Annotated in this window: 12 protein-coding genes; 4 read left to right on the plus strand and 8 right to left on the minus strand. The window is 60.2% G+C overall.

Features of this window, described 5'->3' with window-relative positions:
• Positions 1–132: 132 nt before the first annotated feature.
• Together J3P90_RS20700 and J3P90_RS20705 are read left to right on the plus strand one after the other, a co-directional pair.
• Positions 133–396, plus strand: a complete 264-nt coding sequence (locus J3P90_RS20700; protein WP_420764194.1) for a CopG family ribbon-helix-helix protein — start codon at positions 133–135, stop codon at positions 394–396.
• Positions 359–658 carry a type II toxin-antitoxin system RelE/ParE family toxin gene (locus J3P90_RS20705; protein WP_434609763.1) on the plus strand — a complete coding sequence of 100 codons (300 nt, stop codon included), beginning with the start codon at positions 359–361 and terminating at the stop codon, positions 656–658. Before J3P90_RS20700 ends, J3P90_RS20705 begins: the two co-directional genes overlap by 38 nt.
• A gap of 45 nt (positions 659–703) precedes the next feature.
• Here J3P90_RS20705 and J3P90_RS20710 read toward each other — a convergent pair whose 3' ends face one another.
• Positions 704–889, minus strand: a complete 186-nt coding sequence (locus J3P90_RS20710) for a hypothetical protein (protein WP_434562483.1) — start codon at positions 887–889, stop codon at positions 704–706.
• A 359-nt stretch (positions 890–1,248) separates the two neighbouring features.
• On the opposite strand from J3P90_RS20710, the gene J3P90_RS20715 reads away from it, so the two are divergent.
• A complete protein-coding gene (locus J3P90_RS20715) occupies positions 1,249–2,874 on the plus strand; it encodes a glucan biosynthesis protein D (protein WP_420764191.1) in 1,626 nt (541 codons plus the stop codon).
• Between the two features lie 76 nt (positions 2,875–2,950).
• On the opposite strand, the gene J3P90_RS20720 is transcribed toward J3P90_RS20715, so the two are convergent.
• The 3 genes from J3P90_RS20720 to J3P90_RS20730 form a co-directional block, all read right to left on the minus strand.
• On the minus strand, positions 2,951–4,057 hold the full coding sequence (locus J3P90_RS20720; RefSeq protein WP_434562481.1) for an NADH:flavin oxidoreductase/NADH oxidase: 1,107 nt from the start codon (positions 4,055–4,057) through the stop codon (positions 2,951–2,953).
• Between the two features lie 264 nt (positions 4,058–4,321).
• A complete protein-coding gene (recJ, locus tag J3P90_RS20725) occupies positions 4,322–6,031 on the minus strand; it encodes a single-stranded-DNA-specific exonuclease RecJ (protein WP_434675317.1) in 1,710 nt (569 codons plus the stop codon).
• A 157-nt stretch (positions 6,032–6,188) separates the two neighbouring features.
• On the minus strand, positions 6,189–6,731 hold the full coding sequence (locus tag J3P90_RS20730; RefSeq protein WP_420764188.1) for a YaeQ family protein: 543 nt from the start codon (positions 6,729–6,731) through the stop codon (positions 6,189–6,191).
• Between the two features lie 147 nt (positions 6,732–6,878).
• Between J3P90_RS20730 and J3P90_RS20735 the strand changes: the two genes are divergently transcribed.
• The gene (locus J3P90_RS20735) at positions 6,879–8,078 is read left to right on the plus strand and encodes a CaiB/BaiF CoA transferase family protein (RefSeq protein ID WP_434609757.1); all 1,200 of its coding nucleotides are present in this window, start codon (positions 6,879–6,881) and stop codon (positions 8,076–8,078) included.
• Positions 8,079–8,323: 245 nt separating this feature from the next.
• Here the strand turns inward: J3P90_RS20735 and J3P90_RS20740 are convergent, their stop codons facing one another.
• The 4 genes from J3P90_RS20740 to J3P90_RS20755 all read right to left on the minus strand — a co-directional run bounded on the left by J3P90_RS20740 (position 8,324) and on the right by J3P90_RS20755 (position 13,084).
• Positions 8,324–8,611 carry a DUF3509 domain-containing protein gene (locus tag J3P90_RS20740; RefSeq protein WP_420764186.1) on the minus strand — a complete coding sequence of 96 codons (288 nt, stop codon included), beginning with the start codon at positions 8,609–8,611 and terminating at the stop codon, positions 8,324–8,326.
• Between the two features lie 157 nt (positions 8,612–8,768).
• Entirely contained in the window at positions 8,769–10,145 is a 1,377-nt protein-coding gene (locus J3P90_RS20745; protein ID WP_434562475.1) for a transporter substrate-binding domain-containing protein, read from the minus strand.
• A 120-nt stretch (positions 10,146–10,265) separates the two neighbouring features.
• Positions 10,266–11,675: a threonine synthase gene (gene thrC / locus J3P90_RS20750; RefSeq protein ID WP_420764184.1), complete on the minus strand. Its 1,410-nt coding sequence runs from the start codon at positions 11,673–11,675 to the stop codon at positions 10,266–10,268.
• A gap of 104 nt (positions 11,676–11,779) precedes the next feature.
• Positions 11,780–13,084 carry a homoserine dehydrogenase gene (locus tag J3P90_RS20755; RefSeq protein WP_420764183.1) on the minus strand — a complete coding sequence of 435 codons (1,305 nt, stop codon included), beginning with the start codon at positions 13,082–13,084 and terminating at the stop codon, positions 11,780–11,782.
• Between the last annotated feature and the right edge of the window lie 43 nt (positions 13,085–13,127).

Below are 13,127 nucleotides of genomic sequence, written 5' to 3' on the forward strand. Positions count from 1 at the left end.
TTGGCAACACATGCCCATGCCTGCCCCGCGTTCGTCCTGCTAAGGTTTTCGTCGATCGGTGCACGCCGCCGGTTGACGGAGATTCTGGCAGCGCCTAGGGTGTCTACAATGTATACATCCAGGAGATGAACCATGGCCTCGCCCGTTTTGTCCTTTCGTGTCGAGGAAGGTCTGGCCCAGCAATTGGACTTGCTGGCTGCCGCCACCGACCGCGACCGTCAATATCACCTCAAGCGTGCATTGGTTCGATATGTGGAAGCCGAATCGTGGCATCTGCAAGCGATCAGCGAAGGCATGGCGGATGCCGATGCTGGACATCTGACCGACCTGGACGCCGTGAAGGCTAAGTGGGCAAAGCGTGCCGAGCATCGTACTGACCGACAAAGCACAGAGTGACCTCGACTCGATCCATGAATATTACTCCCACGCTATCGGCCCGGACGATGCTGATGAGGTCGTCCTCACGATCCTTGAAACGTTGCAGCAACTGCAGCGTTTTCCTGGCTCGGGTCGTCCCTCACCTGCTCCCGATATCCGAGAGCTGGTGCTGACGCGCTATCCGTTTTTTGCGCCTTACCGACTCTTGCATGGGCAACTGCAGGTCCTGCGAGTATTGCACCAGCGCACCGAGCGCCCCCAGGACTGGTCAGAGCAGTAACGCCGACTAACACGTCCCGACCCAGCCGCCGATCTCCATCGGTATTCAAAACCGCGAAACACTGCGCATCGCATCCAGCAGGTAGCGCATGGCGATCCGGTCGCTTTCCGACAGCTCCCGGTACCGTTCGACCAATCTCAATTCTTCCCGGCTGAGCCGGCGTTTCTTGCGCGCGTTGATCAGGCCCGGGAAGACTCCCAGCATTTCGGTAAGGCCCTGTATTTTCGTCATGACTTGTCCTTCTGTTACGTCGAGTTGACCTGATAGCGCCCGGTGAACCGGTTACATCGTCCTTCACACTCAAGAATAGGGAGGATTCATCGGGTGAAAAGGGAGTTTTAGAGTAATTAGTCAAAAAAACCCAAAATGTTCATAAAAAAGGAAATAACTGTAAGAAATTTTGACCAGGTCACGCTTTCCTGTCTCTCCAAGCTCGCATTTCCCCTATGATTTTGCGCCTCGGTGAACCGATCCAGCTCTCAGGTATCTGTTCTTACGTTCGTCGCGTTTGGCCAAAGGCATGTCCGAACTCCTTTTTCAATCTCTGTTGCCAGGATCGGCTCGGGATTGCTTTGATTAAGGTTGTATTTATGCACCGCAGGAATTTGCTCAAGGCCTCCATGGCCTTCGCCGCCTACACCGGGCTATCGGCGTCGGGACTCATGGCCGCACGCGCCTGGGCCGCTGACCAGACCGCCGACGGCGAAGCCCGTCCCTTCGATTTCAAAGGGCTGAAGGATCAGGCCCGGCGGCTGGCCGAGAGCCGCTACGTCGACACCAAGCAAGTCCTGCCACCGACCCTGGCCCAGATGTCGCCGCTGCAGTTCAATGCCATCCGGTACGACGCCAACCACTCCCTGTGGAATGAGCTGGACGGGCAACTGGACGCGCAGTTCTTCCATGTCGGCATGGGTTTCAAGCAACCGGTTCGCATGTACAGCGTCGACCCAAAGACGCGTATGGCCCGTGAGGTGCATTTCCGCCCGGAGCTGTTCAACTACGAAAAGACCACGGTCAATACCTCGCAATTGACCGGTGACCTGGGCTTCGCGGGTTTCCGGGTGTTCAAGGCACCGGAGCTGGACCGGCACGACATCGTTTCATTCCTGGGGGCCAGCTATTTCCGCGCCGTCGATGCCAGCGGCCAGTACGGGCTGTCGGCCCGGGGCCTGGCCATCGACACCTATGCGAAGAAGCGCGAGGAGTTTCCGGATTTCACCAAGTTCTGGTTCGAAACCCCGGACAAGAACAGCACCCGTTTCGTGGTCTACGCCCTGCTCGACTCGCCCAGCGCCACCGGCGCCTATCGTTTCGATATCGATTGCCAGCCGACCCGGGTCGTCATGGAAATCGATGCGCACATCCATGCCCGTACCGCCATTGAGCAACTGGGCATCGCGCCGATGACCAGTATGTTCAGCTGCGGCACGGTCGAGCGGCGCATGTGCGACACCATTCACCCGCAAATCCACGACTCCGACCGGCTGGCCATGTGGCGCGGCAACGGCGAATGGGTCTGCCGCCCGCTGAACAACCCCGCCACCCTGCAATTCAACGCGTTCGCCGACAAGAATCCGAAAGGCTTCGGGCTGGTGCAGACCGACCATGACTTCGACAGCTACCAGGACACCGTGGATTGGTACAGCAAACGTCCGAGCCTGTGGGTCGAGCCTACGACCGCATGGGGAGAAGGCTCAGTCGATCTGTTGGAAATTCCTACAACCGGCGAAACCCTGGATAACATCGTCGCGTTCTGGACCCCGAAAAAACCCGTCGCCGCCGGTGATTCGCTGAATTACGGCTACAAGCTCTACTGGAGTGCCTTGCCACCCGTGAGCACCGACCTGGCGCGTGTCGATGCCACCCGCTCCGGCATGGGCGGCTTCATCGAAGGCTGGGCACCCGGCGAGCATTACCCGACCGTCTGGGCGCGGCGCTTTGCCGTGGACTTCACCGGCGGTGGCCTCGACCAGTTGCCACCGGGCACCGGTATCGAACCGGTCGTGACCTGCTCCCACGGCGAGGTCAAGGACTTCAACGTGTTGGTACTGGACGCGATCAAGGGCTACCGCATTACTTTCGACTGGTACCCGACCGACGATCGCGTGGACCCGGTAGAGATGCGGCTCTTCCTGCGTTCCAAGGACCGCACGTTGAGCGAGACCTGGCTGTACCAGTATTTCCCGCCGGCGCCGGATCGGCGTAAGTATCCCTGAACCGACTCTGGACACCCGATAAACAAAAAACGAAAAGCCCCGGCCAATGACCGGGGCTTTTTGTTTCATCGCCAATTCAGTCCCGCAGATCCGACTCATGGATCGGCTGGTCCCGATGCGTCGCCCGCTGGTACTGCGCCGGCCAAGTGGCCTTGCGCCCACCCAAGTCATCATCGGCATGCAAGGCCCAATACGGATCGCGCAACAATTCCCGGGCGAGGAAGATGATATCGGCCTGGCAGGTGCGTAGGATGTGCTCGGCCTGGGCCGGCTCGGTAATCATGCCCACGGTGCCGGTGGCAATTTCCGACTCCTTGCGTACCCGCTCGGCGAAGCGGGTCTGATAACCCGGGCCGGTGGGAATTTCCGCATTCGCGGCGGTTCCGCCCGACGACACGTCAATCAAGTCCACCCCCAACATCCTGAATCGTCGCGCCAGTTCCACGGTTTCGTCCGGGTTCCAACCGTCTTCGACCCAGTCGGTGGCGGAGACGCGAACGAACACCGGTAGTTCTTCTGGCCACACCGCCCTCACCGCTTCAGTCACTTGCAGCACCAGCCGGATACGGTTTTCGAACGACCCGCCGTATTGATCGCGGCGCTGGTTGCTCAAGGGCGACAGGAACTGGTGCAGCAGGTAACCGTGGGCCGCATGGACCTCGACCACCTTGAAGCCTGCGGTCAGGGCACGCTTGGCCGCGTCCACGAATGCCTGGATGACGCCAGCGATCTGCCCCTCGTCCAATTGCATCGGCTGGGTGTGTTGTGGGTCGAAGGCGATTGGCGAAGGACCGACCGGCACCCAGCCGCCCTCCTCCGGCTTGACGCTGCCATGCTTGCCCAACCAGGGCCGCCAGGTACTTGCCTTGCGACCTGCGTGCGCCAGCTGGATGCCGGGGACGGCCCCTTGGGCGGTGATGAAACGGGTGATGCGTTGCAGCGCCGGGATTTGCTCATCGTTCCACAACCCAAGGTCCTGGGCGGTGATACGGCCGTCCGCGGTGACTGCGGTGGCTTCGGTGAACACCAGCCCGGCGCCGCCCACGGCGCGACTGCCAAGGTGTACCAGGTGCCAGTCGTTGGCCAGGCCATCGACGCTCGAGTATTGGCACATCGGCGAAACCGCGATGCGATTGGGAAGGGTCAATTGGCGAAGGGTATAGGGTTCCAGCAGCAGACTCATGGGGCACCTCTCGAATCAGTGGGCAGGCTCCAGGGTTCTGTTTGAAAAGTCGACGAGTGACAAAAAGGTACAACGCCCGCCCCCGCGGGCAAAAAATCCGACAAGACGTCACAAGGGCTATCAAGCAGTGCTTAGAGACTAGTCGACAACTTCGAAGGAGGGAGGGTTCCGATTCCAAAAACCGACCCTGGGCGGCCAAGCTGTTTGCCAGGGTCTTGTGGCAAGCGAGCTTGCTCCCTCGCCACAGGTTTCGCTTGGGTTCTGCTATCGCGGCTCGATATGGGCGATCATCAGTTGCACCGTTTCCTGGCCACGAAACTCGTTGAGGTCAAGCTTGTAGGCCAGTTCCACCCAGCGCACAGTCGGGTTCGGCCAGATCTCACGGTCGATGCCAAAGGCGATGCCATCGAGCTTCAGCGAGCCGCACTCACTTTTGAGAACAACCTTCAAGTGACGTTCGCCCACCACTCGCTGCTCGACCAACTGGAAAACACCGTGGAACACTGGCTCCGGGAAATGCTGGCCCCACGGTCCCGCATGGCGCAGTGCCCGGGCCAGTTCCAGATGGAATTCCTCGACCGCCAGGGTGCCGTCCGACAGCATTCGTCCAGTCAGGTCCTCCTCACGCAGTTGCCTACGTACTTCAGCGTCGAATGCCTCGGCGAACAACGGAAAATTCGCCTCGGGCAATGTCAGCCCCGCCGCCATGGCGTGGCCGCCGTATTTGCTGATGAGGGTTGGATGCTGTGCCGCAACGACACTCAGGGCATCGCGGATATGGAAGCCCGGCACCGAACGACCGGAGCCCTTCAGAAGACCGTCGCCGGCATCGGCGAAAGCGATGGTCGGACGGAAATAACGCTCCTTCATGCGCGAGGCGAGGATACCGATCACGCCTTGGTGCCATTGCGGGTCGAACAGACACAAGCCGAACGGCATCGACTCCACCGGCAGGTCCTTGAGCTGAGCCAGGGCTTCACGCTGCATGCCCTGCTCGATGGATTTGCGATCCTGGTTCATGCCGTCCAGCTGGGCCGCCATCTCACGGGCCAGCGTTGGGTCGGCGGTCAGCAGGCATTCGATGCCCAGGCTCATGTCGTCCAGGCGTCCCGCCGCATTCAGTCGTGGACCGACGATGAAACCCAGGTCCGTGGAGGTGATGCGCGACGGATCGCGCTTGGCCACTTCCAGGATGGCCTTGATCCCGGGACGCGCGCGGCCAGCGCGAATACGCTCCAGACCCTGATGAACCAGGATCCGGTTGTTGGCGTCCAGGGGCACCACGTCGGCCACGCTGCCCAGCGCCACCAGGTCCAGCAGCTCACCAATGTTCGGCTGGGGCGTGCTGGCATACCAGCCCAGGCCGCGCAGGCGCGCCCGCAGCGCCATCAGTACATAAAAAATCACCCCGACGCCCGCCAAAGCCTTGCTTGGGAATTCGCAGCCCGGCTGGTTCGGGTTGACGATGGCATCGGCCTGCGGCAACTCCAACCCAGGCAAATGGTGATCGGTAACCAGCACCTTCAGGCCCGCCGCCTTGGCCGCCGCCACGCCTTCCACGCTGGAAATGCCGTTGTCCACGGTGATCAGTAACTGTGGCTCGCGTGTCAGGGCGACTTCGACGATCTCCGGCGTCAAGCCATAGCCGTATTCGAAGCGATTGGGCACCAGGTAATCGACATGAGCCGCGCCCAGCAGCCGCAGGCCCAACACACCCACGGCACTGGCCGTCGCGCCGTCGGCGTCGAAGTCGCCGACAATCAGGATCCGCTGGCGTTGCTCGAGCGCCGCCACCAACAGATCCACCGCGGCGTCGATCCCCTTGAGCCGCTGGAACGGAATCAAGCGCGCCAGGCTCTTGTCCAGTTCGGCCTCGGACTGCACGCCGCGTGCTGCGTACAGGCGGGTCAACAGGGGCGGCAGGTCACCGAGGAACGGTAGGGTGTCGGGCAGTTGGCGGGGTTCTATGCGCATGGGGGACGGACATTTCTCTACTTTTTGGTCCTGGACCGTGGCGAGGGAGCTTGCTCCCGCTGGGCTGCGTAGCGGCCCCCTTGATTGTGGGCGCTGCGCACCCAAGCGGGAGCAAGCTCCCTCGCCACAATGAGTTCACTCAATACTTGTCAATGGCTCAACCACGCTCGCCCAGCAACCATTGCAACTGGACTTCATGCTGGCCACGGTCGTCGGTCACGAAAATGGTCCCTTCGCTGATCATCACGTCCCACTTGATGACGCGGGGCATGTCCTTGGCCAGGGTTTCGAGGACTTCCTGGGGCACGGCGGCGATGTTCACGTTTTTCAGGGTCTTCACGGCTGGAATCACCTTGCCCTCCCAGACACGCAGGCTGCCATAGGCCAGCAGGCTGGTGCGCTCGGTACGACGCGAGCACCACGTCAGGCGTTCGGCATCCGGCTGGCCGACTTCGATCCAATGCAGGACACGGTCATCCAGGCTTTTTTCCCACAGGGCAGGTTCATCGACGTCTGACAGGCCACGACCAAACGCCAGCAGCTCGTTGTACCAGAACGCGTAGGCCAACAAGCGCACGGTCATGCGTTCCTCGGTTTCCGAAGGATGGCGGGCGATGGTCTGCTTCACGCTCTCATACACACTGCGGTCGAGGTCGGTGAGGTTCAGTTCGAATTTGTAGGTCGTGGACGGCTGGGCCATGAACGGGCTTCTTGATACGAGGAAAGTCGGCAAGTCTAACCGATGAGGCGGCCAATCCACGAATTGCCGACCATCAACCTGCGGCGACAGGCGTTGGCCTATGATAAAACGCTCTATTCGTTCTGCCTTTGTCCTACAGGATTCGTCATGTCGCTTACTGCCAAACCCCTTGCCGGCGTCAAAGTCATTGAACTCGGCACCTTGATCGCCGGCCCTTTCGCCTCGCGGATCTGCGGTGAATTCGGTGCCGAGGTGATCAAGGTCGAATCCCCCGACGGCGGCGATCCGCTGCGCAAATGGCGCAAGCTGTATGAAGGCACGTCCTTGTGGTGGTTCGTCCAGGCACGCAATAAAAAGTCCCTGACTCTGAACCTCAAGCACCCCGAAGGCCTGTCGATCCTGAAACAGCTGATCGGCGAAGCGGACATCCTGATCGAGAATTTTCGCCCGGGCGTGCTGGAAAAGCTCGGTCTGGGCTGGGACGTATTGCACGCGCTGAACCCTAAACTGGTCATGGTGCGGCTCTCCGGTTTCGGCCAGACCGGGCCGATGAAGGATCAACCGGGGTTTGGCGCCGTCGGCGAATCCATGGGCGGCCTGCGCTACATCACCGGTTTCGAGGATCGTCCGCCAGTGCGTACCGGAATTTCAATCGGCGACTCCATTGCCGCACTCTGGGGCGTGATCGGCGCACTGATGGCCTTGCGTCACCGCGAGGTAAATGGCGGGACCGGACAAGTGGTGGACGTGGCGCTGTACGAGGCGATCTTCGCCATGATGGAAAGCATGGTGCCGGAGTTCGATGTGTTCGGCTTCATCCGCGAGCGCACCGGCAATATCATGCCCGGCATCACCCCGTCATCCATCCATACCAGTGCCGACGGCAAGCACGTGCAGATCGGCGCTAACGGTGACGCAATCTTCAAGCGCTTCATGCAGATCATCGGCCGCGACGACCTGGCCAACGACCCGCAACTGGCCGGCAACGATGGACGCGACAGTCGCCGCGACGAGCTGTATGGCGTGATTGATCGCTGGGTCAACTCACTGCCGCTGGAGGCTGTCATCGACCAACTGAACCAGGCCGGAGTACCGGCCAGCCGTATCTTCAGCGCCGAAGACATGTTCAGCGACCCGCAGTTTCTCGCCCGGGAAATGTTCTTGCAGGCCAAGCTGCCGGACGGCAAGGCGTTCAAGATGCCGGGCATCGTACCGAAACTGTCGGACACGCCGGGCACATCCGAATGGGTCGGGCCGGCGCTGGGTGAGCACACGGCACAGGTACTCGGCGAGCTGGGCTACGATGCGCAGCGGATCGCCAAACTGCGGGCCGATGGTGCTATTTGAGATAAGCAGCTAAAGCACGTTGTCAGATCTGTAACTGTGGGAGCGATGCCCCTTGGCGGGATAGAACGAGCCAAGCCCTGAACGCCAGGCAAAAAGAAACCCCGAGAAGTGGGGAGACAACTCGGGGTTAAACGTGACCATTCAAGGTCCGTGCAACAAGCGACAAGCACCGGAGCACAATGCTCGCTCTTGTTGGTAAAAGGTCTGACTCACAGGGACGTAGGAAGGTTCCCTCAAACCGTCGCTCAATTAGGGACAGCCATGGCCTTGTCCCCTGCCAGATTACGCAAAGCCGCGATCACGCAGGGCTCCAGGCGGCCTTCGGCGATCAGTACATCGCGGTGCAGGCCATCGACCACGTCGGTGAGCTGGCGCTTGTCGGCCAGCTGGGCCTGGTTGAACACCCGCTCGACCATGATGGCCCCCGTGGGGTTTTTCAGCGTTACCAGGCATTCACCCTTGGCACCGGAGGGAGTGAGCGTGACCTGATACGGGCTCAAGGCTTCATTCAGCAACAGGCTGATACTTTCCATTCGATCACCCTTCAATAGTCCGAGAAAACAACTGCACATTAAGTGACCGTGGGCCATGGCCTAAAGTTCTGCCAGCGCAACGAACCGACACTTTTGCAGCGTGTTCAACCGAGCATGCGCGCCCAATATGACAGGTTGGCAACAGGCACGGCCATCATCAAGCCAGGAAGCGGTTGCGGCGCCAACGATGCCCAACATCGATCCACCCTCCCAGCAGACCGCGCAACTGACCATCGGCCCCATAGAACGGCACTGACCAGTGATAGATGTCCCGCAAGCCACCGCTGAACATCAGTTGGCGGTCCACAAAACGCGGCTGGCGGGTTTGCAGCTGCTCCATCAACTCGCCGTGCAACAATTCGGCGGTTGCTGCTGGAAACGTCGCGGAATCGGTCAGGCGCGTGCCCAGCAGCTTCTCGAAGCGAGTCTCGAACTGATCCTCATAACTTTTGTTGCACATGATCAGGCGACCTTCCAGGTCGCGAATGAAGATCGGATCGGGAATCGCGTCCATCAGGGCTCGCTGGAACTTCAGTTGGTCATTGAGTACGGCCTCGACCTTGAGCCGTTGATCAATCTGGACCTGCAGGCGTCGGTTCCATAACAGCGACAGCAGGGACAACAGGCCAAACACCCCGAACACGACCACACACCAGTAGCCCCACTGTTTGATGTACAACCAGGAAGACGGTGACGGATGGGGAGCGATGCCTGTCAGCCATTTCGAGCGCAGCGCTCGCATCTCTTCGGCGGGGAACGCTTCCAGCGCCTTGTTCAGGATGCTTAACAATGGCCGAAGGTCTTGGCGCACAGCCAGATAGTCGGGCTCCCACTTGCCTTCGAGATTGCTTCCTACTTGCAGCTGCCCCGCAGGGTACAGGTGCGCGCCGGTTTCATTTTCAATGGTGGCGTAGGCTTCACCGCTTTCCACCAGCGCCCGAGCTTCACCGTACGTCTTGACCGTGCGCAACTCGATGGCTGGATGATTGCGCCTGATCTCCGACTCCAACGCATGCCGTGCCGGCAACACCAGCACCTTGCCTTCGAGTTGCTCCAGCGAACGAAGTGCGGGCTCTGCGTCACGTCCGACGAAGACCCAACCGGAACCTCCGAAGGCATGGCTGAAACTCAAGAACTCCCTGCGCTCGTCATTCATCGCCAGGGTAGTCGTCATGTCGGCCTCGCCTTTTTCCAACAGGGCCATTAATTGATCGGGAGAGAACGACTCCCGATGAACGAATTCAAGTCCGGTCATGTGCTCGATACGCCGGAGAATATCGTCGTTCAGCCCGTTCCATTGCCCACGTTCATTTTTGAACAGGTACAACGGGAACTGCATCGAGGCGACGACGACGCGAGGGTTCTCGCTGATCCACTTCAGCTCCTGGGCATCGAGCGCGATCCGTCCGCTGGATTCGAACGGTGGCTTGCCAGAGGCCGCCAACTGGGCCGCGCCTCCCCATGGCGCCCCAAACAAAAACACCAGGCCCATCATCCAGCTCATCACTGGTTTGCAACGTATAAAGAACAACATCTGCACTTCCTTCGAGATTACCCGCCCGTCCCTCCAAGGGCGGAAACCCGGCCAGTTTGGCATGCAGAAACAAGAAAGCCCGTCAGGAGACGGGCTTCAAAATGTGACAACTTCCAGCTATCAGAGAGGCTTGCCGCGGTTGCCATGCTGGCTGACAAAGGCCTGCACGGCTTTCAAGTCATTGGGCAACACCGTGCAACGCTCGTTTCGCTCAAACAAATCCGAAAGATGTGCAGGCAGTTCAAGCGCTTTTCCTACGCCAGCTTTCTCCACGGCTTCCGGAAACTTGACCGGGTGTGCGGTGCCCAGGACGACCATCGGGGTATCCAGGCTGCGGCGGCACTCGCGTGCAGCTCTCACGCCAATGGCGGTGTGTGGGTCGAGCAGCTCACCGCTCTGCTCGAACACCTCGGCGATGGTTTCGCAGGTCTGCGCGTCATCCACTGCAAGGGAGTCGAACAGCTTGCGGGCTTCGGTCCAGCGCTCGGCTTCGACGCTGAAACCGCCACCCTGGCGGAAGCTGTCCATCAGGCCGGCAATCGCGGCACCATTGCGACCGTGCAAGTCGAACAACAGGCGCTCGAAGTTCGACGACACCATGATGTCCATCGAAGGTGACAGCGTGGCGTGCAGGGTTTCCTTGACGTACTGGTTACCGCTCATGAAGCGATGCAGGATGTCGTTGCGGTTGGTGGCGACGATCAATTGGTTGATCGGCAGGCCCATGTTGCGCGCCAGGTAACCGGCGAAAATATCGCCGAAGTTGCCGGTAGGCACCGAGAACGCCACCGAACGGGCCGGGCCGCCCAACTGCAGCGCCGCGTGGAAGTAGTAGACGATCTGGGCCATGATCCGCGCCCAGTTGATCGAGTTCACCGCCACCAACCGGGTGCCCTTGAGGAAGCTCTGGTCGGCGAAACTGGCCTTGACCATTTCCTGGCAGTCATCGAAGTTGCCTTCGATGGCGATGTTGTGGATGTTGTCGCCGAAGATCGTCGTCATCTGCCGACGCTGCACTTCCGAGACGCGGTTGTGCGGGTGCAGGATGAAAATATCGACGTGCTCGCAATGCTTGCAGCCTTCGATCGCGGCCGAGCCGGTGTCGCCGGACGTTGCGCCGACGATCACCACGCGCTCGCCACGCTTTTGCAACACGTAGTCCAACAGGCGGCCGAGCAGCTGCAGGGCGAAATCCTTGAACGCCAGGGTCGGACCGTGGAACAGCTCCATGACCCATTCGTTACCGTTTAGCTGGCGCAACGGTGCGATGGCATTGTGGGAAAAGACCCCATAGGTCTCTTCCAGAATCTTTTTGAAATCGGCGTCCGGAATGCTGCCGGCAACAAACGGGCGCATGACCCGGAAAGCCAGCTCGTGGTACGGCAGGCCGGCCCAGGAGGCAATCTCCTCCTGTGTGAAACGTGGCAGGTTCTCCGGCACATAAAGACCGCCATCCGTGGCCAGGCCGGCCAGCAGGACATCTTCGAAATTCAGGGCCGGTGCCTGGCCGCGGGTGCTGATATAGCGCATAGGGGCAAACCTTCGGTTTGAGCTTCAAGCCTCAAGCTGCACGCTACAAGTGAAAAGCGGTTCGGCTTTTACTTGCAGCTTGCAGCTTATAGCTTGCCGCTAAATTAGTTCAAATGTTCGACGCGGATACGGACCACTGGGCCAACGACCCCCTGGAGCGCTTCCAATGCCGCAATCGCATCGTTGATGCGCTGCTCGACCACGCGATGGGTCAGCAGAATCATCGGCACCAGGCCATCATGTTCCTCGACTTCCTTCTGCATGATCGACTCGATGTTGATGCCGCGCTCCGAAAGAATGCTCGCCACCTGGGCCAATACGCCCGGATGGTCCTTGGCCTGGATACGCAAGTAGTAGGCACTTTCGCAAGCATCGATCGGAAGAATCGGATGGGCCGACAGCGAATCCGGCTGGAAGGCCAGGTGCGGCACACGGTTCTCTGGATCCGAGGTCATCGCGCGAACCACATCCACCAGGTCGGCGATCACCGACGATGCAGTCGGCTCCATGCCCGCGCCAGCCCCGTAGAACAGCGTCGACCCGGAGGCATCACCATTGACCATCACTGCGTTCATCACACCGTTGACGTTGGCGATCAGGCGGTCGGCCGGGATCAGCGTCGGGTGTACGCGCAATTCGATGCCGCTGGCGGTGCTGCGCGCCACGCCCAGGTGTTTAATGCGGTAGCCCAAGGCTTCGGCATAGTTCACGTCAGCGGTGGTCAGCTTGGTGATGCCTTCGGTGTAGGCCTTGTCGAATTGCAGCGGTATACCAAAGGCGATGGAAGCCAGGATCGTCAGCTTGTGCGCCGCGTCGATGCCCTCCACGTCGAAGGTTGGATCCGCCTCGGCATAACCCAGGGCCTGGGCCTCGGTGAGGACGTCCTCGAAGGTGCGACCTTTCTCGCGCATCTCGGTGAGGATGAAGTTGCCGGTGCCGTTGATGATTCCCGCAAGCCAGTTGATACGGTTGGCCGACAGGCCTTCGCGAATCGCCTTGATCACTGGGATGCCACCCGCCACGGCGGCTTCGAACGCCACGATCACGCCTTTCTCTCGTGCCTTGGCGAAGATTTCATTACCGTGAACGGCGATAAGCGCCTTGTTCGCGGTGACCACATGCTTGCCATTCTCGATGGCCTTGAGTACCAGCTCTCGGGCAACGGTATAGCCGCCCATCAGCTCTATTACGATGTCGATCTCAGGGTTCGTGGCCACTTCGAAGACATCGTTGGTAATCGCAATACCGGTCGTCTGGAACTGAGGCTTTGGCGTGCGCATGGCAATTTGTGCCACTTCGATTCCACGCCCGGCACGACGAGCAATTTCCTCGGCGTTGCGCTGAAGTACGTTGAAGGTGCCGCCACCGACGGTACCTAACCCACAGATGCCTACTTTGACCGGATTCACTCTTGACTCCCCATGAAACGGCCGACGCAAGGTCGGCCGTGAA

Origin of the sequence: Pseudomonas sp. D3-10, assembly GCF_051132175.1 — a bacterium.
Lineage (GTDB): Bacteria > Pseudomonadota > Gammaproteobacteria > Pseudomonadales > Pseudomonadaceae > Aquipseudomonas.

Coding starts and splice junctions, on each gene's coding strand:
- J3P90_RS20730 (WP_420764188.1), bottom strand. CDS start 6,731: ATGGCCCAGCCGTCCACGACCTACAAATTCGAACTGAACCTCACCGAC.
- J3P90_RS20740 (WP_420764186.1), bottom strand. CDS start 8,611: ATGGAAAGTATCAGCCTGTTGCTGAATGAAGCCTTGAGCCCGTATCAG.
- J3P90_RS20720 (WP_434562481.1), bottom strand. CDS start 4,057: ATGAGTCTGCTGCTGGAACCCTATACCCTTCGCCAATTGACCCTTCCC.
- recJ (WP_434675317.1), bottom strand. CDS start 6,031: ATGCGCATAGAACCCCGCCAACTGCCCGACACCCTACCGTTCCTCGGT.
- J3P90_RS20745 (WP_434562475.1), bottom strand. CDS start 10,145: ATGTTGTTCTTTATACGTTGCAAACCAGTGATGAGCTGGATGATGGGC.
- J3P90_RS20710 (WP_434562483.1), bottom strand. CDS start 889: ATGACGAAAATACAGGGCCTTACCGAAATGCTGGGAGTCTTCCCGGGC.
- J3P90_RS20700 (WP_420764194.1), top strand. CDS start 133: ATGGCCTCGCCCGTTTTGTCCTTTCGTGTCGAGGAAGGTCTGGCCCAG.
- J3P90_RS20735 (WP_434609757.1), top strand. CDS start 6,879: ATGTCGCTTACTGCCAAACCCCTTGCCGGCGTCAAAGTCATTGAACTC.
- thrC (WP_420764184.1), bottom strand. CDS start 11,675: ATGCGCTATATCAGCACCCGCGGCCAGGCACCGGCCCTGAATTTCGAA.
- J3P90_RS20715 (WP_420764191.1), top strand. CDS start 1,249: ATGCACCGCAGGAATTTGCTCAAGGCCTCCATGGCCTTCGCCGCCTAC.